Consider the following 20771-nt stretch of genomic DNA (forward strand, 5'->3'; position numbering starts at 1 on the left):
GGTCGGCGATGGTCCGCGCCAGGTCCTCGCACGAGCCCAGGCTGGAGCCGTAGGCGACGGTCAGGTTCACCCCGACACCGCTGACCGCTGCCGGCGCCTGCGTGCCCCCGGTCTGCAGGTCCGCGGCGCCGAAGACGGTCCGCTGGTGGTCCTGACGCTTACGGACGACCAACTGGAAGTCGCCGGGCTTGCGCGTCAGCGCCTCGCGGACGTCCATCTTGTAGTCGGTGGTGTCGGAGAACCTGAACTTCTGCAGCACGAGCGCAAGCGCCAGGCGGGCCTCGGTGAGCGCGAACTGCCGGCCGATGCAGGCACGCACACCGTTGCCGAACGGCTTGTAGGCGTGCGGGTGCTGCTGGGCGCGGTTCTCCGGCAGCCACCGGTCGATGTCGAACTCCTCCGGCCGGTCCCACGCCTTGGGGTGGGAGTGCAGCGCGCCCATGAGGATGTTGGCCCTGGTTCCCTTCTTGAGCTCGTACCGGTCGCCGATGACGGTGTCGTCGATGGGCGCCTTGGCGATCAGCGGGATCGGAGCCCACAGGCGCAGGGTCTCCTCCAGGATCCGCGGGATCACGTCGAGCTGCATGATCGTGTCGTAGTCCGGGACCGTGTCACCGGGCAGCAGGCGGTCCACCTCGGCGTACGCCTGCGCCAGCACGTGCGGGTTGCGCATCAGCGAGTACGTGGCGAACGACAGCAGGCCACTGGTGGTCTCGTGACCGGCGATCAGGAAGGTCACCACCTGGTCGCGGACGTTGTCGTCCGCCAGCAGCTTGCCGGTCTCAGGGTCGGTGGCCTCCAGCATCAGGCCGAGCAGGTCCTCCTCGCCGGTGCCCTTCCCCTCGCGGCGTTCCTTGATCACGCTCTCGACCAGGTCGCGCATCAGCTGGATGTTCTGGCGGTACTTCCTGTCGTCCGCCTTGCGGAGCTTGGTCATCATCGGCAGCTCCTGGGAGCGCCGCATCGACTCGATCAGCGCCTCCAGCAGCGCGTTGAGGAAGGGGTGCAGTTCCTCCTTGTCGAAGGACTTGAACCGGTAGCCGAAGCCGGACAGGGCGATGGTGTCCAGGGTGAGCCGGGTGTAGTCGTCGGTGATGGCGACCGGCTGACCCTCCCGGCGCTCCCACTTGCCGACCAGGTTCTGGGCGATCTCCAGCATCTGCCCGAAGTAGGTCTTCATGGCCCGCTGGCTGAAGGCCGGCAACAGGATCCGGTGGGCCATGGCCCATTCCTCTTCGTGCTGGTGGGCCGTGAACAGGCCCGCCCCCGTGTAGTCCCGCACATGGCTCAGCGGCGTCTTCTCGATCTGCTTGAAGAACCGCGTCTCGTCGCAGACCTCGGCCACCAGGTCGGGGTCGTAGACGAAGACCTGCTCGATGCCGGCGATGTCCATGCCATAGATGCCCTCCGGGAACTGCTTGGACAGCTCACCGAAGTACTCCACCGGATTGGTGTCGGGGATCTGCGGCGTGTTGCCGAGGAGGGGGATCCCGCGCGGGGACCGGATGGGGCGAAGGTCGTTCGCGGAGTGCGTGGTCATGTCTTGCTCCTCTGCGGAGGGGGTGGAGGGGGTGGGCAAGGGCGCGCTGCGCAGGTCGATGCCGTGGCGCCGTACAGAAACATACGCCGTATGGAAATGGAACCATACGTGGTACGGAAAGTGGAGTGCAACCCCCCGGGGGGCAGGTGGGTCTGTGATGAAGCTCATTTCCGTACCGTGTACGGAACTGGTACCGTACGGGGTATGGAAAAGAAGGTGAGACGTCCCCCGCGGGGAACGAGGAAGAGAGACGTGCCTCTGACCGAGGCCGGGATCTACGCCGCCGCCCTGCGGCTCATCGACGCGGACGGTGTCGAGGCGCTCACCATGCGCAAACTCGCTACCGAGCTCGACGCGAATCCGATGTCGCTTTACCACCACGTGCCGAACAAGGAAGCCGTGCTGCGTGGCGTGACGAGAATGGTCGGAGCGCAGTTCCGCACCGTGACGCTTGAGGACGCTCCCTGGCAGGAGCGGATCCGTCTGCTCGCCACGGACTTCCGGACGCTGGCGCACCGTCACCCCAAGCTGATGGCCTACTCGTTCAGCCACCAGCCGGACTTCATCCAGCCCGACGACCCGTTCTGGACCGCGCTCACCGCGATCGTGGCGGCCGCCGGGGTACCGCGGTCGAAGGCCCCGGAGATCGCCGCGCTGATCGCCGCCGTCGTCGTCGGTGTCCTCGCCGCCGAACTCAACGGCGCTCTCCACCAGTGGTCGACCCTCAGGCCCCACGGCCTTGAAGCCGACGAAGAGGGGGCCGCGGACGCAGACCCTGGCTCTAGGGGTGCGGCCCCCGAAGGCCCTGACCAGGACCACATGTTCCGCCTCGTGATGGACACGCTGATCACGGGCCTGGAAGGCCGCCTCACCGCCGGTCGTGACGGCCGGCGCGCCGTCATTGAGCCAGTCAGCCTGGGACGCTGCGCCCCAGGCGCCGGCGCCTGAGGCGTGCCCGCAGGCGGGCGATATCAGACTGCGCCACACGGGAGCCACCCCGTCACACGGGGTGAGACCGCCCGGCGGGGTGGTTCTACATCCAGCCTCATCCCCGCCGAGGCCGGGCTCCTCGACGGCCGCAAGGCCACCACTCACTGGCAGGCGGCCGACGAGTTCCGGTGCCGGTACCCGAAGGTCGAGCTCGACCCGGACGTCCTGTTCGTCGACGACGGCCGCATCCTCACCTCGGCCGGAGCCGCCTCCGGCGTCGACATCTGCCTGCACATCGTCCGCACCGACCACGGCAGCGACCTGGCGAACACCGTCGCCCGCCGCTGCGTTGTGCCTCCGTTCCGCGACGGAGGCCAGGCGCAGTACATCGAGCAGCCGGTGCCCGTCAGCGGCGCCGCGAGCACCGCCGCCACCCGCGCCTGGGCCCTGGAGCGCCTCGATGAGCCCCTCACCCTCTCCGGCCTCGCCGGGCACGCCCGGATGAGTCTGCGCACCTTCGCCCCGCCGCTTCAACGACGAGGTGGGCCTCAGCCCCGGCCGCTGGCTGGTCCAGCAGCGCCTCGCCCGGCACCTGCTGGAGTCCAGCGACCTGCCGGTGGACCGGATCGCCGCCGAGGTCGGCTTCGCGACCGGCGCCTCCCTGCGGCAGCACCTGCAGGCGGCGATCGGGGTGTCCCCGCAGGCGTACCGGCGGACCTTTCAGAAGGCCCGCTGACCTTCCGGTGGGCCATATACGAATGTCTCCCTCGCCGGCGGGGCCCTCCAGGCCGTCGATCAGCACATCGCGCCCGATGATCCATTCCACCGGCTCGTGGCCGTCGACATCGGTGGTGAATGCGGCACGGACCACATAGGGATCACTCGGCTCGTACCGAAGATTCATGATCGCGGGCAAGGACGTCGCATGCACGCCGACAAGCTTCACAGGTAGCCCCTGGGCCACAGTTCTCAAGGACTTCATTGGTCTTACTCCTGGTGCTTCGAGTCATCCGGGGAGGGCCATCGGGGGTTGTCGTCGGGTTCAAAGGGGCTGCGCAGAGATGCAGTTACTGCGAGGGCCGGTGGCGGTCGGCACGACAGGACGGACGTCAGCGCAAGGGTGAGTCCACGGTGGGCGTCAGGAGGGTCTCGTCGAGGCCGACGATCTGGCTGATGTCGAATCCCTCCATGTCCGTGCGGAATTCAGGGCTCGACAGGTATGCCTCCAGCCGCTCCTGCGCGTCGTCGGCGTCCTTGTAGGAAACGAGGGCGTACAGCCGCGGGGTGTCGCTTCCGGGCGCCGCGGGCACCGTCCAGACGCCGTGGGTGGTGATCCGGTGCTTGGCCATACCGGGAATGTGCTGGGCCCAGATCTTCTCGTAGGCGGCGAGCGCGTTGGAGCTGCGCATGGTGTAGACGCGAAGCTGGTACTGGGACATGACACTGGTTCCTTTGCTTCTGGGTACGGATGGTCGGCGGTCAGCTTTGGGGGAGGAGGTGTGCCAGTTCGGCATCCCAGTCGATGAGTGCGGACTCGGTACCCCGTGGCACCAGAGCCTGGGTGTCCTGAAGGAAGGACGAGAGGTCCTGCACGGGGACCTCGAGCAAGGCGGTTCCTGCGGAAGACCCGAGGGCGATGTAGAGCGACTCGTCACCCCGCCCTGCGGCCGACCAGATCCGGACGTCCCCGTGACCTGCGCAACCGTTCAGGCCGTCGGTCAGAAGGTCGCGCCCCAGGGTCCATTCGACCGGCTCGTCGTTGTGGATGAAGAAGGCGGCACGGACGACGTAGGGATCTGCGGGCTCGTACCGCAGCCGCATGCACAAGGGCTGTGAGTAGGTGCGCGAGACGACGAGCTGCGCGGTCACCACCCGAACCACGGTCCTCGAAGACTCCATGGGCATTCACTCCAAGGCACCCCCTTGCCTCGGCTGCGTCCCGGCGCTCGTGGCGACAAGCACGCGTCGGATCAGGAGGTGTTCAGCAGGGCCCGGGCGCCGGACAGCATCGGCACACCGTGCGGGTCGTGGCGTCGCGGCAGTAGAAGCGACGCGCGCCTGTGGCACGTGGTGGTGCCGTAGGCAGGTTCAGAGGGGGAGCAGAATGCAGGCCCTCGCTCGATCGCCCGCCCGGGCGGCGGTCAGGGGACCGCTGATCCGTGACCAGCGGTCGCATCCCTGCCGCCGACCGGCATCAAGGCGAGGGGTGCAGCCTCCGCTCAGGGGCACAGGCGGGACCCGTCCTACCGGCCACCGTTGCTCCGGTCGGAGTGGTCCCATCCGTAGGAGTCCCCGCCACCGTGATTCCGGTGGTGGTGGTCCCAGCCGAAGTAGTCCCGGTCACCGCGGTCCCAGTCGTGGTCGTCCCAGCCCCGGCCGTCGCTCTCGTAGCGGTTCCAGTCGCGCCGGTGGGACCTGTCGGACTTCCACCCGCGCCCCCCATCGTCCCAGCGGTAGCAGCGACCGTCGCGGCTGTGCCAGAGGGAGCCGGCGACATGGTCGTCGTGGTGCCAGCCACGCTTTCCGTCCCAGCAGTAGCCCTGCTCAATCAGGTAACCCACGCCGTGGTCCCAGCGGTAGTCGGCAGGGTGGACCTCGGCCGACCGCTGGACATGCACAGAGGCGGGAGTCGCGGCCGAAGCGGTGCCCCCGGCACCGACAACGGCGACACCCGCGACCGCCACGGACGAAACAGCGACAGCGATCCGCTTCGTGAGTTTCTCCATGATCTTTCCTTCCGGCTGGTGCGATCTGCACCAACGGCTGCTTTCGCAGGCGATGTGAGGCGCCTGGCGTTGTGCGGCGTTGTCCGTCAAGCAATTCCATACGTTGTATGGAATTGCCCTGCCAGGATAACCATACGACGTATGGAAATAGGGGTGGGATGGCAGTGACTCGGGTCACCCGGTCCACCTGGTCGAAGGAGACGCACCTGAACGCTTCTCGGTAACCAGGTCGTGTTGCCGGGAGTTGATCTCCTTCCCTCTCACTCTGCTGGCCTGAATTTCAGCTCTCCATCACAAGGCATGCGGGCACCCGGGTCTGGCCCCATGCTGGAGATGAGGGGGGTGTGACAACGGAGGAAGAAGTGGTGGAGATGCGGACCGTTGTCGACCTCACACGCTGCCAGGGCTATGCACAGTGCGTGTTCCTCGCCCCGGAGGTGTTCGAGCTGCACGGGGAGGAAGGACTGCTGTACGCCACTGCCGTCCCGGACGACCAGGTGGAGCGGGTGCGTCAGGCCGCAGCGGCGTGTCCGGTGCAGGCGATCCTCCTCGGGGAAGAGGTGAGCACCGGTGCCCGGTGACCTGAAAGACGGCCGGATCGTCATCGTCGGCGCGTCGCTGGCCGGGCTGAGAGCTGCGGAGGCGCTGCGCGCGGAGGGCTTCACCGGGTCGCTGACCGTGGTCGGGGACGAGCCCCATGCGCCCTATGACCGGCCGCCGTTGTCCAAGCAGGTGCTGCTCGGGCAGGCGACGGCGGACACCCTCGAGCTGCCGGAGCGACGGGACTCGGACGCCGAGTGGCGCCTCGGCGTGCGCGCCAACGGCGTGGATCCGCTGGCGAAACAGGTCCTGCTGGCCGACGGCGAGTCCCTGCCCTACGACCGGCTGCTGATCGCCACCGGAACCCGGGCACGGCCCTGGCCCAACCCGGAGGAAGGCGCGCTGGACGGCGTGTTCACCCTGCGCACGCGCGAGGACGGCGCTGGACTGGCCGAGCGACTCGCCGCGAGACCGGAGCGGGTCCTGGTGATCGGCGGCGGCTTCACCGGCTCCGAGATCGCCTCCGCATGCCGGGAACTGGGCCTTGAGGTGACCGTCGCCGAACGCGGCCCCGCACCCCTGGTAGGCGCGCTCGGCGGCACCCTGTCCAAGCTCGCCGCCGCCATGCAGCGCAACCATGGCGTGGACCTGCGCACCGGGGTGACGGTTACCGCCTTGAACGGCAACGGCAGCTTCACGGGCGCGCAGCTGTCCGACGGCAGCCGCGTCGAGGCGGACGTATGCGTCGTGGCCCTGGGTGCGATCCGCAATGTGGAGTGGCTGGCGGAGTCGGGGCTGGCGGCGGGCCCGCGCGGCATCGCCTGCGACGCAGGCTGCCGGGCCTTCAACATGTACGGGATCGTCACCGACGACGTCTTCGTGGCCGGCGACGTCTCCCGCTTCCCCCACCCGCTGTTCGGCTACCAGATGCTCTCCCTGGAACACTGGGGCAACGCGGTGGAGCAGGCCGAGGTGGCCGCCCACAACATGGTCAGTCCCGGGCCGCTGCGGCGCCCGCACCTGGCCATCCCGGTGTTCTGGTCGACCCAGTTCGGACTTAACATCAAGTCGGTGGGCGTGCCCACCTACTCCGACCGCGTGGTCATCGCCCAGGGCTCGCTCGAAGCGCGCCGGCTCGCGATGGTCTACGGCTACCAGGGCCGGGTCACCGCCGCCGTCACCGTCGACATGGCCAAGTCGCTCGACTACTACCGGCACCTGATCGAAACGGCAGCCCCGTTCCCACCGCCGCCTGGCGCGCAGGACAGGGCGATCGCGGCCGACGTTCCGATTCCGTCCGACGTACCGGATCCGTCGGTGCTGTCCCACGGCCCGACCGTCGCGCTCACCGGTCACCTTCCCGACCGCCGGCTGACGTTGGTGTAGCCCCCCATCCCGCCCCACAAGGAGCCGCCATGGACTCCGCGACCCTGCTGGCACGGATCACCGACTACGCCAGCCGCCCCAACCCCTACCCGCTGTACGCGGAACTCCGCGAGGCCGGTCCTGTGGTCCGGCAGGCCGACGGCAGCTACCTGGTCGGCACCTACCACCACATCGCCGCTCTGCTCCACGACCCACGGATGAGTGCCGACCCCCGCACCCGCGGCGAGGTGACCCCAAAGCCGCCGTTCCTGCGGCTCGACGACCCCGAGCACCACAGGTTGCGCACCCTCGCCATGCGGCCGTTCGGGCCCCCGCACAGCCCTGGCCGGGTCGACGGCATGCGCGGCGAGATCGACCGGATCACCGGGGAGCTGCTGGAGCCGTTCGAGGCGGGCCGGCAGATCGACATCGTCGACGACTTCGCCTATCCGCTGCCCGTCACCGTGATCTGCCGCCTGCTCGGCGTGCCGCACGAGGACGAACCGCTCTTCCGGGCCTGGTCAGACGCGCTCGTCGCAGCCGCCGACGTCAGGCCCGACGACGACTCCACCGAGCCGGACAAGGCCGGCGACCAGGCACGGATGGAGATGGGCGGCTACCTGTTGAACCTGGCCGAGCAGCGCCGCGGCAAGCCGGGCGACGACATGCTCTCCGCCTTCGTCAACGAGCCGGACCCGGCTCTGCGGCTCACCCAGGAGGAACTCGCGGAAACCGCCGTACTGCTCCTCATCGCCGGACACGAGACCACGGTCAACCTGATCACGAACGGCGCCCTCACCCTTCTGCGCCAGCCCGAGCAGCTGGACCGGCTGCGCCGGGAACCGGAGCTGCTGCCGCGTGCGGTGGAGGAGCTATTGCGCTACGAGCCCCCGGTCCACATGCGCGAGCGCATCCCCCACGCCGACATCGACATCGCCGGCACCCTCGTCCCCGCAGGCGAGTCCGTCGTTCTGGTGCTGGCCTCGGGCAACCGCGACCCGATACGGTTCCGCGACCCCGACCGATTCGAGCCCGCCCGTCCGGACAACCAGCACCTCGGCTTCGGCAGCGGCATCCACGCCTGCTACGGCGGTCCCCTGGCTCGCGTCGAGGCGTATGCCGCGCTCGGCGCCCTGCTTCCCCGTCTCGGCAGCGCCCGCCTGGTCGAAGACCCGCCTCCGTACCGGCAGAACGCGATGCTCCGCGGCCCCCGCCACCTGTCCATCCGACTGTGAAGCCGCGTCGTCGGCAGACAGCCCATCGTCTTCACGCCGCAGCGGGAAGGGGCCGCCGGGCGAGGTCACGGGCCTCGTCCGCGGAGACGCCGAGCATGTGCAGGAGCGTCTCGGCCATCTTTGCGGCTGCACGGTCCTTGTCGGCCTCGGGCTGATGGAACCAGAGCTGCAGGAGCGCCAGCAGGCTGCCGTTCAGCACGGTCAAGGCGATCATCGGGTCGACCAGGGTGAAGCGGCCAGAAGTCATGCCCTGCTCCACGTCGTGTCTCGCGCGCGGAGCCAGTCCGCAGCCGGCGGATATGCGGCCGAGCTCGCTGTGGCAGAGAATCCGCATGATCTCCGGGTGTGAGCTGGCCATGCGTGCGCTAAGCCGCATAGCGGCGGCGAGGCGCTCGGCGGGGTCGTCGACGCCATACAGATGTTTGTCGACGGCTCGGGCGAACTCCTCCAGTGCATCGGCCACGGCCGCGTCGAACAGGTCCGGCTTGGACGTGAAGTGGTTGTAGAACGAGCCGAAGCCCACGTCGGCGAGCTCCGCGATGGTCCGGATGCTGGCGCTCGTATCGCCCGAATCGGCCAGGAGCTGCCGCGCGGCGCGGACGAGTGCCTGCCGGGTCTCGGCCCGACGGCGTTCGAATCGATTCCTGGGTGAGGCTGACATCGGCATACACCGCACTCAAGGTCACCAGTTCTGATGAATCCATCATCACGCTGCCACTCCGAATTGTCCAGCCTGAACCTCGCCGCCCCCCCAGCTTCGCCGCCCAGATTGCAGCGGCGCCAGAGGCCCCCCGCCTACCTCGTCGCGCTGCATGGCCACATTTGATTGAACGATCACTTTCGGGGGCCTTGACGATGAAGCGGTCGTATCTGACTATTTCATCAGAAGTGGGCAAAACGGCGTAAAGGTGGCGGATGCCGGGCTGCGGGTCACAGGGCAGCGGCGGAGGTCGCCCGCTGCACCGCATGGCTCCCGCTACCCCCGGTCTCCGCCTCCTGCCCATGACCGTCCACCACGGCTACAGACCGGGCGGCCGCGCCCGCATGCCGGCACTCCCTCACCTCCGAACTGAAGGGGATCAACCACGATGACGCATACCGACCACACGCCACTCGCCAAGCCGGTGAGCCCCGGCGATGTACCGGACTCGGCGATAGCGGTGATCAATGAGGACGGGAGGGTGGCGGCGTGGACGCAGGCCGCTGAGCGACTTGTCGGGTACTCGGCTGCGGAAGTGGTGGGCCGATCCGCCGCACACGTGCTACCGCCCGCTGAGGAGGCCCGAATGGCTTCGCTGTTCGCCCAGCAGCGCCGTGCCCGACGTGGCTGGTCCGGCACCGCCGGGGTCCGCCACCGCGACGGCCACACGCTCAGGATGTCGCTGCGGGTCTCGCTGTTGTGGGGACAGGATGCCGGCACCCGGTGGCTGGTATCCGTGACCGACATAGGCGCCCTGTCCTCGGAGCCTGCCAACGGGCCGGTGCGGGAGTCGCTCCTTGCCCATGCACCGATCGGCATCGTGGTGTATGACCCTCAGTTGCGCTGTACCTGGGTGAACGACGCCATGGAGCGCCACGACGGCATTCCCCGTGACCGGCGCTTCGGACGCCGTCTGAAGGACTCACTGCCCGCCGTGGAGGCCGAAGCGCTCGAGGTGGTGATGCAGCAGGTGCTGCAGAGCGGGACCACCATGATCCACGAATACCGGGCGTGGCCCCTGTCGGACGGGCGCCGTGAACATGCGTTCTCGGCCTCGTTCTTCTGCCTCCAGGACGCGGACGGCACGCCCCTGGGAGTGTGCTCCATGACCGTGGATGTCACCGGGAACCGGCGGGCGCGCGAACGCCTTGCCATCCTCAGCGAGGCGAGTACGCGCATCGGCAGCACCCTCGACGTCATGCAGACCGGGCAGGAACTGGCCGAGCTCGCCGTGCCCCTGCTGGCCGACCACGCCCTCGTCGATCTGGTCGAGTCGGTTCCCTTTGGTGTGGAACCCTCGGCAGGGATCGGCACGACGAGCGGCCGCCCGCCGCTGCTGCGGCGTGCTGGTCTGGCCTCCGTCGACCTGGGACTCATGGAGTTGCCGTGGGTGCGGGAAGAGGTGATCCACGCCCACCCGAGCTCGTCGTTCGCCGTCGCCCTGCGCACGGGCAGGTCTCACCTGGAGCCGGTGCTCGACACCCAGGCCGGTCCGTGGGTCGACCACGACCCGGTGCGGGCGCAGAAGGTACGCGACAGCGGCGTCCACTCCTTGCTGGTCGTGCCCATCCGTTCGCGGCGCTGCGTGCTGGGACTGGCGCTGTTCGGCCGCTCCGAGGAACAGACGCCGTTCCAGGAGGACGACCTGCTCCTCGCCGAGGAGCTCGTCACCCGGACCGCGCTCAGCCTGGACAACGCCCTGCAGTATGCGCGCGAGCGCACCGCGGCCCTCACCCTGCAACGCGACCTGCTTCCCCACCGGGTGCAGGGCGGTGCCGCCGTCGAGGTCGCCTCGCGCTATGTACCGGCCGACATGGACCACGGCGTGGGCGGTGACTGGTTCGACGTGATCGAGCTGTCCGGCGCCCGGGTGGCCCTCGTCGTCGGCGATGTGGTCGGACACGGCATCAACGCCGCGGCGACCATGGGCAGGCTGCGCACCGCCGTGCGCACGCTCGCGGACCTCGACCTGCCCCCGGACGAACTGCTGACACATCTCGACGACACGGTCCGGCGACTGAACGACGAGGACACCGACGACACCGACCAGGCCCCCGCGGTGGTGGGCGCCACCTGTCTGTACGCCGTCTACGATCCGGTCACCCGGCGGTGCACCATGGCGCGGGCCGGGCATCCGCCGCCCCTGATCGTCGGCGCACAGGGCCGGGTCACCGTCCCCGACCTGCCCGCCGGAGCCCCGCTCGGCCTCGGTCTCGGCCTGGTTCCCTTCGAGTCCGTGGAACTGGAACTGCCCGAAGGAAGCGTGCTCGCCCTCTACTCTGACGGGCTGGTCGAGTCCCGGGACGAGGACATCGACGCCGGCCTGCGCCGTCTGGGCGCCGCCCTGGCACAGCCGGGCGCGTCCCCGGAGGACATGTGCTCGCGAGTGATGGAGACCTTGCGGAGTCACACGCCGGCCGACGATGTCACCTTGCTCCTTGCCCGGACCCGCGCACTCGAGCCCGCCCAGGTCGCCTCCTGGGACCTGTCGAACGAACCGGTCACCGTCACGACAGCCCGGCATCTGGCCGCCCGTCAGCTCAGGGAATGGGGGCTGGAGCCGCTCGTGACGCCCGTGGAGTCGATCGTCAGCGAACTGGTCACCAACGCCATACGCCACGGTGGCGGACTCAGCCGCCTACGGCTCATCCAGCACCGAGTGCTGACGTGCGAGGTCTTCGACAGCAACACCGGCCAGCCACGCTCCCGCCATCCTGGCGAGCTCGGCGAGCACGGCCGCGGCCTCCACCTGGTCGCACAGCTCTCGCGCCGGTGGGGCTCCCGCTGCGCAACGGACGGCAAGGTCGTCTGGGCCGAACAGGACCTGCCCGCCAGGGCCGGTGCCCTGTGACCCGTCGGCGAGCCGCGCGCGACAGGGGTCGTTGCCTTGCCTTCTTGCAGGCGCCATCACGGTTCAGACCGCCCGAGCGGGCCGGTGCCATCCACTCAGTACGTCGCCACACGGGAGGAGAACCACCATGACGACCAGACAGCGCAGCACCTCCTCCCGCACGGAGAGAGGTCGTGCTGGGCGTGGACACGCACGGCGAGGCCCACGTCGCCGCCGTGGTGTCCCCGCTGGGGAAGATCCTGGGCACCGAGTCTTTCCGGCGACGGTGGCCGGTTACCGTCGGCTGCTCGTGTGGGCCCGCAAGCGGGGGACGGTGCGCCGGGCCGGTGTGGAGGGCACCGGCACCTTCGGCGCGGGCCTGTCCCGCTACCTGCTGGCGCAGCAGGTCGAGGTATACAGCGCGGTCACTCTCCTGATCACCATGGGGGACAACCCCGAGCGGCTGAACACCGAAGCGTCCTTTGCTGCCCTTCGCGGAGTCAGCCCCATCGAGTAATCGTCGGGCCGTCGGAGCACGCGCCGACTCAACCACGGCGGCGACCGGCAGGCCAACGCCGCCCTGCACCGCATCGTGTTCACCCGGCTGCGGCACGACTCGCGCACCCAGGCGTACTACGAACGCCGCACGCAGGAGGGCAAGAACCGACGTGAGATCGTCCGATGCCTCAAGCGATATGCGGCCCGCGAGGTCTTCAACCTGGTCAGACCGGTTTCCCGTACCCCTGCGTTATAGGGGCGTCCGTGAGACGTGAGAGGGTCTGGGGCGTGAGTGAGACACCCCCGAACACCCTGCAATACCGCTTTGACGGGCCAGAAGACGCTCCGGTCCTGATCCTGGGTCCCTCACTGGGTACCACATGGCACATGTGGGACCGGCAGATCCCCGAGCTGACGAAGCAGTGGCGGGTCTTCCGGTTCGACCTGCCGGGCCACGGCGGCGCACCCGCCCACCCCGCCCCGTCCGTCGGCGAGCTGGCCGCCCGGCTGCTGGCCACGCTGGACGCGGTCGGCGTGCAGCGCTTCGGATACGCGGGCTGCGCCCTCGGCGGCGCGGTCGGCCTCGAACTGGCCCTGCGCCACCCCGAGCGCCTCGCCTCGCTCGCGCTGGTCGCCGCCTCGCCCCGGTTCGGCACCGCCGACGAGTTCCGCCAGCGCGGGGTGATCGTCCGCACCAACGGGCTCGACCCGATCGCCCGGACCTCTCCCGACCGCTGGTTCACCGGCGGGTTCGCCGCCGCTCAGCCCGCGATCACCGAGTGGGCCGTGCAGATGGTGCGCACCACCGACCCGGGCTGCTACATCGCCGCCTGCGAGGCCCTGGCCGGCTTCGACGTGCGGCCCGAGCTGGGCCGGGTCGGCGTGCCGACGCTGGTGCTGGTCGGCTCCGACGACCAGGTCACCGGCCCCGCCGAGGCCCGCACCCTGGTCGCCGGCATCCCGGACGCCCGCCTCGCGGTCGTGCCCGGCGCCTCCCACCTGGTCCCGGTCGAGCAGCCCGCCGCCGTCACCGACCTGCTGGTCCGCCACTTCTCCACCGCCTGGCAGCAGCCCTACGACACCGGTCAGACCGCCCTGCCGGCCGCGCCCGTCCATCCGGCCGTCGCCGCGCCGCCGCAGGCGGGCCCGGTCGCCGAGATCGCCCCCTTCGTGCCGCCGCAGCCGCCCGGGCCGCCGGACCGGTACCAGAGCGGGCTGAAGGTCCGCCGGGAGGTGCTGGGCGACGCGTACGTCGACCAGGAGCTGGCGCAGGCCGACGAGTTCTCCGGGGACTTCCAGGAGTTCATGACCCGCTACACCTGGGGCGAGGTCTGGGACCGGCCCGGCCTGGACCGCCGCACCCGGAGCTGCGTCACGCTCACCGCGCTGATCGCCGGCGGCCATCTGGAGGACCTGGCCCTCCACGTCCGCGCCGCCCTGCGCAACGGACTCACCCCCCACGAGATCAGGGAAGTGCTGCTCCAGGCGGCCGTGTACTGCGGGGTGCCGGCGGCGAGCCGGGCGTTCCGGGTGGCCCGGCAGGTCGTCCGGGAGGAGACCACCCCCGCCGAGTGAGGCCCCAGGCCGCCGCACGCGGCAGGATGGGGAGCCATGAGGCTCACCAAGAAGACCCACGCCTGCGTCCGCCTCGAGAAGGACGGGCGGACGCTGGTCATCGACCCGGGCGGGTTCAGCGAGCAGGACGCGGCGGCCGGCGCCGACGCCATCCTGGTCACGCACGAGCACCCGGACCACTTCGACGAGGGACGGCTGCGGGCCGCGCTGGAGGCCCGCCCGGGCACGGAGATCTGGACCCTGAAGTCGGTGGCCGACCTGCTCGCGCCGGCCTTCCCGGGCCGCGTGCACACCGTCGGCCACGGCGACGCCTTCACCGCGGCCGGCTTCGACGTGCGGGTCCACGGCGAGCTGCACGCGGTCATCCACCCGGATCTCCCGCGCGTCACCAACGTCGGCTACCTGATCGACGACGGCCGGGTCTTCCACCCGGGCGACGCCCTCACGGTCCCCGGGCAGCCGGTCGAGACCCTGATGGTCCCGGTGATGGCCCCCTGGAACAAGATCTCCGAGGTCATCGACTACGTCCGGGAGGTCCGGCCGCAGCGCGCCCTCGACGTGCACGACGCCCTGCTCACCGACCTCGCCCGCCCGATCTACGACGGCCACCTCGGCCGCCTGGGCGGCACGGACCACCGCCGGCTGGCGCCTGGAGCGTCCGCCGAACTGTGACCCGGGCCGGCTGTCACACCCGGCGGGTAGGTTGTGAGACATGCGCATCGCCACCTGGAACGTGAACTCGATCACCGCCCGCCTGCCGCGGCTGCTCGCCTGGCTGGAGAGCAGCGGCACCGACGTGCTCTGCCTCCAGGAGGCGAAGATCGCCGAGGAGCAGTTCCCGTTCGAGCCGCTGCGGGAGCTGGGCTACGAGGCGGCGGTGCACGCCACCGGCCGGTGGAACGGCGTGGCGGTGCTCTCCCGCGTCGGCATCGACGACGTGGTCAAGGGCCTGCCCGGCGACCCGGGGTACGACGGCGCCACCGAGCCGCGCGCCCTCGCGGCGACCTGCGGCCCGGTCCGCGTCTGGTCGGTGTACGTGCCCAACGGCCGCGAGGTGGAGCACCCGCACTACGCCTACAAGCTCCAGTGGTTCGAGGCCCTGCGGGCCGCCGTGGCCGGTGACGCGGCCGGCAGCCGCCCGTTCGCCGTGCTGGGGGACTACAACGTGGCGCCGACCGACGAGGACGTCTACGACCGGGCCGCCTTCGAGGGCTCCACCCACGTCACCCCGGCCGAGCGCGCCGCCCTGGCCTCGCTGCGCGAGGCGGGCCTCGCGGACGTCGTCCCGCGCCCCCTGAAGTACGACCACCCCTACACCTACTGGGACTACCGCCAGCTCTGCTTCCCCAAGAACCGCGGCATGCGCATCGACCTGGTGTACGGCAACGCGCCCTTCGCCGCGGCCGTGAAGGACGCCTACGTCGACCGCGAGGAGCGCAAGGGCAAGGGCGCGTCCGACCACGCGCCGGTGGTGGTCGACCTGGACGTGTGATGCCACGCTGGGCCCATGAACATTCCGTTCCTGGGCCACCGGCACCACAAGAACGGCCGCGCGGCGCTTCCGGCCGACCCCGAGGCGATCGCCGCGCTGCTGTCCGAGTGTGAGCTGCTCCGCTCGCAGGCGGCCCAGGCGGGCGTCCGGCTCGACGACACCCCGGCCTCCCTGGAGGCCCTGGACCAGCTCGTCCCGCGCTGGCGCGACGACCCGGAGATCCTGCCCTGGCTGGGCAATGACGCGGGGCTGTACGTGGGCACGGTCGTGGTGCGCACCGTGCCCGGCGCGGCCTGGCGGATCCGGGCCGACGGCGAACCGGTCGTGCGGCTCGCCTCCGGCCGTGAATTCGAGCTCGTGCGGGCGGGGCAGGAGTGGGCCGCGAGCGGTGTCCCCGAACTGTCGCAGCTCTACGCCGAGGTCTCCGAGGCCTGAGTCGATCGCGGGTGCGTTCAGCGTCACCGGACGGCTCGGCGCCCAGGCTCCTTCTCCGGGCCCTGATCTCCTCCCCGTCACCGGCCAGTTCACCTCCGCCCCGTGGACGCCGTTCGAGCACGAGGGCGTCCAGCGGCTGCTCCTGCCGGCCGTGCTGCCCGCCGGCGTGGGCCAGTTGACGGTCGCGCTGAGGGACACCTCCCTGGGCTTTCTCATCACGTATGAGGAGTTCCTCCACGCGGGGAAGCTCATCGCGTCCAACCTCGACTACGATTTGCCGTTCATCCCCGTGGTGATGGTGATCGCGCCGATCCGCATCGGGATGTGCACGCTGCTCTCGTGGTTCGCCGGCCGGGTGTCCCGCCGTGGGCAGCGCAGTCCCGGGACTGATGCGGTGACGGTCGTCACGGCCGGTCCGGGGGCGCTGCTGCCGGGTGGGGAACCCCCCACGGCCCCGCGACCGTAGGGGGGTGGCAGTTCATACGGGCCAGGCTCGTCCGGCGGCAGCCGGAGATCACTGCTCGCGCAAGGGGACGGACAGGTACGACGGGTCGTCCGCCGGCGAGGAGAAGGTCAGCTGCGCGCCGGACGGGTTGTGCTCCGTGTAGAGCGGGTCGACCGTGTCCACCACCAGCGCGAGGCGGTGTCCGGCGGGGACGTCGTAGGCGGTGGAGAACAGGTCGAGGTCCACGTCGAACGGCTCACCGGGCGTCCTGCCGTGCCAGGTGAGGGGCGCGTTGGTCACCAGCTTGCCGAAGCCGAGCGGGCCCACGTCGTACAGATAGGCGATCATGGTGCCGCTCTCCGCGGTCGGGGTGAGCGTGGTGTGCAGCGCCGCGGTGCCGCGTACCCGCTGGGCGGTGCCGTACCGCTCCGACTGCCACACGGCCGCCCAGCGGCGCGGCAGCAGCGGTATGGACGCCACGGGCGGCAGCTGGGCGACCTGGTCCAGGATGCTGGAGAGGAACACGGTCCCGCCGTCGGCGCCGGAGTCGACGCCCGTGTGGATGGTGGTGGATCCGCCGAGCGCGACCTTCCGGCGGGTCGCGCCGACCGACTTCCAGTCGGGGTAGCCCTCGTACCCTTCCGCGCTGCGGGACTTGAGCTGTACCGGCTGCTCACGGTCGATGCCGTTGTCGGCGCCCTTGAGGTAGTGGTCGAACCACCGCCCGGTGTCCGTCCACACGTCGTTGGGCACTCCGAACAGGCCGGGCAGCTCGGCGGTCGCGTGGTCGCCGGGGCGCAGCTCCAGCCGCTTGGGCACGGTCAACTTCTGGTAGAAATCGGCGTTCTGGTTGGCCGGGAAGACGGTGTCGCCCCAGGCGTCGGCGAGCAGGACGGCGGCGCCGTTGCGGTTCAGCCGGTCGACGTAGGTCGCGGCCGAACGTTTGCGTCCCCAGTCGATCATCTCCTGCTCGTGGGACAGGTCGCCGGCGTAGAGCCGGTCGAAGACCTGCCGGACCTCGGGGCTCTCCCGGCCGGTGAGGGTGCCCACCCCGTCCAGCACGGCGGCCGCCTGGACGTGCTGGGTGCGGCCCGAGTAGATGGAGCCGATCAGGTCGGCCCAGCCGCTGAGCGCGGCGACCGCCCTGATCCGCTTGTCGTGGGCGGCGGCCAGCAGGCTGATGCCGGCGCCGTAGGAGACGCCCGCCATGCCGATGCGGTGCTCGTCGGCCGGGGTGTTGGCCAGTGCCCAGTCGATCACCTTCGAGGCGTCCGCTGTGTCCGGCGGACCGGCCACTTCTATCTCGCCGCCGGACTGCCAGAACCCGCGCGCGTTGTAGGTCAGCACCACGTACCCGGAGTCGGCGAGCTTCTTCGCCTGGGCCAGGTACTCCACCTGGGGGAAGCCCCAGCTCGTGGGCAGCACGACGAGCGGGTAGGTCCGCGAGCCGTCGGCGCCCGCGGGCGTGACGACGTTCGCCTTCAGTACGGTGCCGCCGGCGCCGGTGATGTCCACGAACCGTACGGACGGGGCGGCCTGAGCGGCCGGGGCCAGTGCGACGACCGTACCCGCGACCAGCGCCGTGGCGACGGCTCCGGTGACGGAGGCGCGCAGGCCGGTGCGACCGTTTCTCATGGGGTCACTCCTCACTCGGTGACTCGGTAAGGTGCAAAGTGACCCGACGGTAGCCGTGCGCTCCCGCCGTAAGTAACCCGCCGGTAAGTTACGTACGGGTAAAGGTTGTTGAGGGCCCTAGGAGCCCGTCGCCGCGGCGGCCTCCGGCAGCGGCGTCCGGGCCGCCCGGGTCACGTCCGCCACCAGCTCCACCACATCGGGGCCGTACGCCTGCGAGTTGACCACCTTCAGCAGCAGCACGAAGGAACCGGAGCCGTACTTGCGGGCCAACCGCTCGTGGCCGCGCGCCAGGTAGCGGGTCGCCGCCTGGTTGGTGATCGCCCGCTGGCCGCAGAACAGGAACACCGGGCGGGCCTCCTCGCCCCGGCTGCCCGCGGTGAGCCGGGCCAGCAGCACGTACTCGCTCCTCCCGGCCTCCACGCGGTAGTCCTCGCCGCCGATGTGGAAGGCGCCCGCCTCCGGACCCGACTCCGCCTCGGTGTTCACCCCCACGCCGGGCAGCAGGGAGGAAAGGTGGGCCGCCATCCGGCGGTTGGAGCTGGGCCCGCCGAGGCAGAACTCCGTGCGCTCGCCGAAGCCCTGCTGGGTCGCGTCGTGCGCCACGACCCGGGCGTGCGCGTTGCAGTCCTTGATCAGGGCGGACAGCTCCAGCAGGGCGAACACGTCGTGCCGCATCACCGACAGCTCCGGGCCGCCCGCGTTGCGGTTGACGACCAGCAGCGACTCCGAGTGGTCGGGCAGCCCGAAGAACGCCTGCTTGCGGCGGAGCCGGCGCCGCCACAGGTAGGTCCGGGCCAGCCAGCCCAGTGCGGCACTGACGCCCGCCGCTATGACACCCAGGACGATGTTGCGCACGTCGTCGTTCATGGCCGCGCATGGTAGCGGTCCGGCACGTCCACTACGTACCCGTGTTCGAGGTGTGACGGTCGTGTGGCGGGTGCCCGAGGCGTACTGTCGGTACGGAGGCAATCTCGTTACGCTGCGCGGACTTGTCCCTGCGGGAGGTACGGATGGGTCGTCCTGGCACGCGGAAACTGGCGGTTCTGGCGGTCTCGGCCGTCGTGGTCACGGTGGGAGCGGCCGCGCCGCCCGCCGGGAGGAGCGGCGGCACGGCCAAGAAGGCGCCGGTGGCCGTCGGCTACGGCGGCGCCGTCTCCAGCGTCGACGCGGACGCCTCGGCCGCCGGCATCGAGGTGCTGAAGAAGGGCGGCAACGCGGTCGACGCGGCCGTCGCCACCGCCGCCGCGCTCGGCGTCACCGAGCCGTACTCGGCCGGTGTCGGCGGCGGCGGCTACTTCGTCTACTACGACGCCAGGACCCGCACCGTCCACACCGTCGACGGCCGCGAGACCGCGCCCCTGTCCGCCGACTCGGACCTCTTCACCGAGAACGGCAAGCCGCTCGCCTTCGCCGACGCGGTCAGCAGCGGCCTGAGCGTCGGCACCCCCGGCACGCCCGCCACCTGGCAGACCGCGCTGGACCAGTGGGGCAGCCGGCGCCTCGGCACGGTCCTGAAGCCGGCCGAGCGGATCGCCCGCCAGGGCTTCACGGTGGACGACACCTTCCGCTCGCAGACCGCCTCCAACGAGACCCGGTTCCGCTACTTCCCGGACACCGCCAAGCTGTTCCTGCCGAACGGCAGGCTCCCGGTCGTCGGCTCCACGCTCAGGAACCCGGAACTCGCGCGCACCTACGAGGAACTGGGCCGCAGGGGCGTGGCCGCGATCTACCGCGGGGACATCGGCGACGACATCGTCAAGACGGTCGAACACCCGCCGGTGGACCCCGCATCCGGCTGGAACGCGCGCCCCGGCAAGCTGGCGGAGAAGGACCTCGCCGTCTACCGGGCCAAGCTCCAGGCGCCCACCAGGACCTCGTACCGCGGCCTCGGGGTGTACTCCATCGCGCCCTCCTCCTCCGGCGGCACGACCGTGGGGGAGGCGCTCAACATCCTGGAGCGCAGCGACCTGTCGAAGGCGAGCCGGGCGCAGTACCTGCACCGCTACATCGAGGCCAGCCGCATCGCGTTCGCCGACCGCGGCCGCTGGGTGGGCGACCCCGCCTTCGAGGACGTACCGACGAAGGAGCTGCTGTCGCAGCGGTTCGCCGACTCGCGGGCCTGCCTGATCAAGGACGACGCGGTCCTCAAGAGCCCGGTCCCGCCGGGGGACCCGCGGCACCCGGCGGCCTGCGGCACCGGCGGCAAGGCGGCCCCGACCACCTACGAGGGCGAGAACACCACGCACCTCACGGTGGCCGACAAGTGGGGCAACGTCGTCGCCTACACGCTCACCATCGAGCAGACCGGCGGCAGCGGCATCACCGTCCCCGGCCGGGGCTTCCTGCTCAACAACGAGCTGACCGACTTCTCGTTCACGCCCGCCGACCCGGCCGTGCACGACCCGAACCTGCCGGGCCCGGGCAAGCGACCGCGATCCTCGATCTCCCCGACGATCGTCCTGGACCGCCACGACAGGCCCGTCGTCGCGCTGGGTTCCCCCGGCGGCGCCACCATCATCACCACCGTGCTGCAGACCCTGACCGGCTTCCTGGACCGGCGCCTGCCGCTGGTCGACGCCATCGCCGCACCGCGTGCCAGCCAGCGCAACGCCGCCCAGACCGAGCTGGAACCCGCGCTGTACGACAGCGACCTGCGGGCACAGCTCGAGGCGATCGGGCACAGCTTCAAGCTCAACCCCGAGATCGGCGCGGCCACCGGCGTCCAGCGGCTGCCGGACGGCGAGTGGCTGGCGGCCGCCGAGAAGGTCCGGCGGGGCGGCGGCTCGGCGATGGTGGTGAACCCGGCGCCGTAACCCCGCCCCGCA

Annotated in this window: 17 protein-coding genes and 4 pseudogenes; 13 read left to right on the forward strand and 8 right to left on the reverse strand. The window is 70.6% G+C overall.

Annotated elements, in window-relative coordinates; translation table 11 throughout:
* The coding region (locus tag ACZ7JA_RS32075) for a cytochrome P450 (RefSeq protein WP_470812136.1) at positions 1 to 1540 on the reverse strand (1540 nt) is incomplete at its 3' end.
* A 252-nt stretch (positions 1541 to 1792) separates the two neighbouring features.
* On the opposite strand from ACZ7JA_RS32075, the gene ACZ7JA_RS32080 reads away from it, so the two are divergent.
* Positions 1793 to 2488 (forward strand): TetR/AcrR family transcriptional regulator, encoded by a 696-nt coding sequence (locus ACZ7JA_RS32080; RefSeq protein WP_470812138.1) that lies wholly within the window; start codon positions 1793 to 1795, stop codon positions 2486 to 2488.
* A 105-nt stretch (positions 2489 to 2593) separates the two neighbouring features.
* Positions 2594 to 3206, forward strand: a pseudogene (locus tag ACZ7JA_RS32085) (GlxA family transcriptional regulator); the annotation flags it as partial.
* A gap of 57 nt (positions 3207 to 3263) precedes the next feature.
* Here ACZ7JA_RS32085 and ACZ7JA_RS32090 read toward each other — a convergent pair.
* The 4 genes and pseudogenes from ACZ7JA_RS32090 to ACZ7JA_RS32105 form a co-directional block, all read right to left on the reverse strand.
* A pseudogene (locus ACZ7JA_RS32090) lies at positions 3264 to 3452 on the reverse strand (SsgA family sporulation/cell division regulator); the annotation flags it as partial.
* Between the two features lie 127 nt (positions 3453 to 3579).
* Positions 3580 to 3909: an NIPSNAP family protein gene (locus tag ACZ7JA_RS32095; protein WP_470811888.1), complete on the reverse strand. Its 330-nt coding sequence runs from the start codon at positions 3907 to 3909 to the stop codon at positions 3580 to 3582.
* Positions 3910 to 3949: 40 nt separating this feature from the next.
* A complete protein-coding gene (locus tag ACZ7JA_RS32100; protein ID WP_470811889.1) occupies positions 3950 to 4342 on the reverse strand; it encodes an SsgA family sporulation/cell division regulator in 393 nt (130 codons plus the stop codon).
* A gap of 371 nt (positions 4343 to 4713) precedes the next feature.
* A complete protein-coding gene (locus tag ACZ7JA_RS32105) occupies positions 4714 to 5031 on the reverse strand; it encodes a hypothetical protein (RefSeq protein ID WP_470811890.1) in 318 nt (105 codons plus the stop codon).
* A gap of 536 nt (positions 5032 to 5567) precedes the next feature.
* Between ACZ7JA_RS32105 and ACZ7JA_RS32110 the strand changes: the two genes are divergently transcribed.
* From ACZ7JA_RS32110 to ACZ7JA_RS32120, 3 genes are read left to right on the forward strand one after another with little or no spacing between them, the layout of a single operon-like run.
* Positions 5568 to 5777: a ferredoxin gene (locus tag ACZ7JA_RS32110; RefSeq protein WP_030176846.1), complete on the forward strand. Its 210-nt coding sequence runs from the start codon at positions 5568 to 5570 to the stop codon at positions 5775 to 5777.
* On the forward strand, positions 5767 to 7122 hold the full coding sequence (locus ACZ7JA_RS32115) for an NAD(P)/FAD-dependent oxidoreductase (protein WP_470811892.1): 1356 nt from the start codon (positions 5767 to 5769) through the stop codon (positions 7120 to 7122). The genes ACZ7JA_RS32110 and ACZ7JA_RS32115 overlap by 11 nt, the downstream gene beginning before the upstream one ends.
* A 29-nt stretch (positions 7123 to 7151) precedes the next feature.
* Positions 7152 to 8336 carry a cytochrome P450 gene (locus ACZ7JA_RS32120; RefSeq protein ID WP_470811894.1) on the forward strand — a complete coding sequence of 395 codons (1185 nt, stop codon included), beginning with the start codon at positions 7152 to 7154 and terminating at the stop codon, positions 8334 to 8336.
* Positions 8337 to 8367: 31 nt separating this feature from the next.
* Here the strand turns inward: ACZ7JA_RS32120 and ACZ7JA_RS32125 are convergent, their stop codons facing one another.
* Entirely contained in the window at positions 8368 to 9003 is a 636-nt protein-coding gene (locus tag ACZ7JA_RS32125; protein ID WP_470811896.1) for a TetR/AcrR family transcriptional regulator, read from the reverse strand.
* A gap of 421 nt (positions 9004 to 9424) precedes the next feature.
* Between ACZ7JA_RS32125 and ACZ7JA_RS32130 the strand changes: the two genes are divergently transcribed.
* From ACZ7JA_RS32130 to ACZ7JA_RS32160, 7 genes and pseudogenes are all read left to right on the forward strand, one after another.
* Complete coding sequence (locus ACZ7JA_RS32130) at positions 9425 to 11887, forward strand: SpoIIE family protein phosphatase (RefSeq protein WP_470811898.1); 2463 nt, start codon at positions 9425 to 9427, stop codon at positions 11885 to 11887.
* A gap of 173 nt (positions 11888 to 12060) precedes the next feature.
* Positions 12061 to 12620, forward strand: a pseudogene (locus ACZ7JA_RS32135) (transposase).
* A 32-nt stretch (positions 12621 to 12652) separates the two neighbouring features.
* The gene (pcaDC, locus tag ACZ7JA_RS32140; protein ID WP_389454063.1) at positions 12653 to 13939 is read left to right on the forward strand and encodes a bifunctional 3-oxoadipate enol-lactonase/4-carboxymuconolactone decarboxylase PcaDC; all 1287 of its coding nucleotides are present in this window, start codon (positions 12653 to 12655) and stop codon (positions 13937 to 13939) included.
* Between the two features lie 36 nt (positions 13940 to 13975).
* Entirely contained in the window at positions 13976 to 14611 is a 636-nt protein-coding gene (locus tag ACZ7JA_RS32145) for an MBL fold metallo-hydrolase (protein ID WP_351671719.1), read from the forward strand.
* Between the two features lie 40 nt (positions 14612 to 14651).
* A complete protein-coding gene (locus ACZ7JA_RS32150) occupies positions 14652 to 15431 on the forward strand; it encodes an exodeoxyribonuclease III (RefSeq protein ID WP_351671716.1) in 780 nt (259 codons plus the stop codon).
* 15 nt (positions 15432 to 15446) lie between these two features.
* Entirely contained in the window at positions 15447 to 15866 is a 420-nt protein-coding gene (locus ACZ7JA_RS32155) for a DUF6278 family protein (protein WP_351671713.1), read from the forward strand.
* Between the two features lie 148 nt (positions 15867 to 16014).
* A pseudogene (locus ACZ7JA_RS32160) lies at positions 16015 to 16332 on the forward strand (amino acid ABC transporter permease); the annotation flags it as partial.
* A gap of 48 nt (positions 16333 to 16380) precedes the next feature.
* Here ACZ7JA_RS32160 and ACZ7JA_RS32165 read toward each other — a convergent pair.
* Both ACZ7JA_RS32165 and ACZ7JA_RS32170 read right to left on the reverse strand, forming a co-directional pair.
* A complete protein-coding gene (locus ACZ7JA_RS32165) occupies positions 16381 to 17946 on the reverse strand; it encodes a CocE/NonD family hydrolase (RefSeq protein WP_389454069.1) in 1566 nt (521 codons plus the stop codon).
* Between the two features lie 117 nt (positions 17947 to 18063).
* A complete protein-coding gene (locus tag ACZ7JA_RS32170) occupies positions 18064 to 18813 on the reverse strand; it encodes a hypothetical protein (protein ID WP_351671707.1) in 750 nt (249 codons plus the stop codon).
* A gap of 143 nt (positions 18814 to 18956) precedes the next feature.
* Here ACZ7JA_RS32170 and ggt point away from each other — a divergent pair, with 143 nt between their 5' ends.
* Positions 18957 to 20759, forward strand: coding sequence for a gamma-glutamyltransferase (gene ggt / locus ACZ7JA_RS32175; protein WP_470811902.1), 1803 nt, complete (start codon positions 18957 to 18959; stop codon positions 20757 to 20759).
* Positions 20760 to 20771: the final 12 nt, after the last annotated feature.

The organism is Streptomyces sp. NPDC038135 (assembly GCF_055601245.1).

What these genes read in the sequence shown, in the direction of transcription:
- ACZ7JA_RS32130 (WP_470811898.1), top strand. Translation starts at nt 9,425, where the DNA reads ATGACGCATACCGACCACACGCCACTCGCCAAGCCGGTGAGCCCCGGC.
- ACZ7JA_RS32120 (WP_470811894.1), top strand. Translation starts at nt 7,152, where the DNA reads ATGGACTCCGCGACCCTGCTGGCACGGATCACCGACTACGCCAGCCGC.
- ACZ7JA_RS32155 (WP_351671713.1), top strand. Translation starts at nt 15,447, where the DNA reads ATGAACATTCCGTTCCTGGGCCACCGGCACCACAAGAACGGCCGCGCG.
- ACZ7JA_RS32110 (WP_030176846.1), top strand. Translation starts at nt 5,568, where the DNA reads ATGCGGACCGTTGTCGACCTCACACGCTGCCAGGGCTATGCACAGTGC.
- ACZ7JA_RS32145 (WP_351671719.1), top strand. Translation starts at nt 13,976, where the DNA reads ATGAGGCTCACCAAGAAGACCCACGCCTGCGTCCGCCTCGAGAAGGAC.
- ACZ7JA_RS32125 (WP_470811896.1), bottom strand. Translation starts at nt 9,003, where the DNA reads ATGCCGATGTCAGCCTCACCCAGGAATCGATTCGAACGCCGTCGGGCC.
- ACZ7JA_RS32165 (WP_389454069.1), bottom strand. Translation starts at nt 17,946, where the DNA reads ATGAGAAACGGTCGCACCGGCCTGCGCGCCTCCGTCACCGGAGCCGTC.
- ACZ7JA_RS32150 (WP_351671716.1), top strand. Translation starts at nt 14,652, where the DNA reads ATGCGCATCGCCACCTGGAACGTGAACTCGATCACCGCCCGCCTGCCG.
- ACZ7JA_RS32170 (WP_351671707.1), bottom strand. Translation starts at nt 18,813, where the DNA reads ATGAACGACGACGTGCGCAACATCGTCCTGGGTGTCATAGCGGCGGGC.
- ggt (WP_470811902.1), top strand. Translation starts at nt 18,957, where the DNA reads ATGGGTCGTCCTGGCACGCGGAAACTGGCGGTTCTGGCGGTCTCGGCC.
- ACZ7JA_RS32095 (WP_470811888.1), bottom strand. Translation starts at nt 3,909, where the DNA reads ATGTCCCAGTACCAGCTTCGCGTCTACACCATGCGCAGCTCCAACGCG.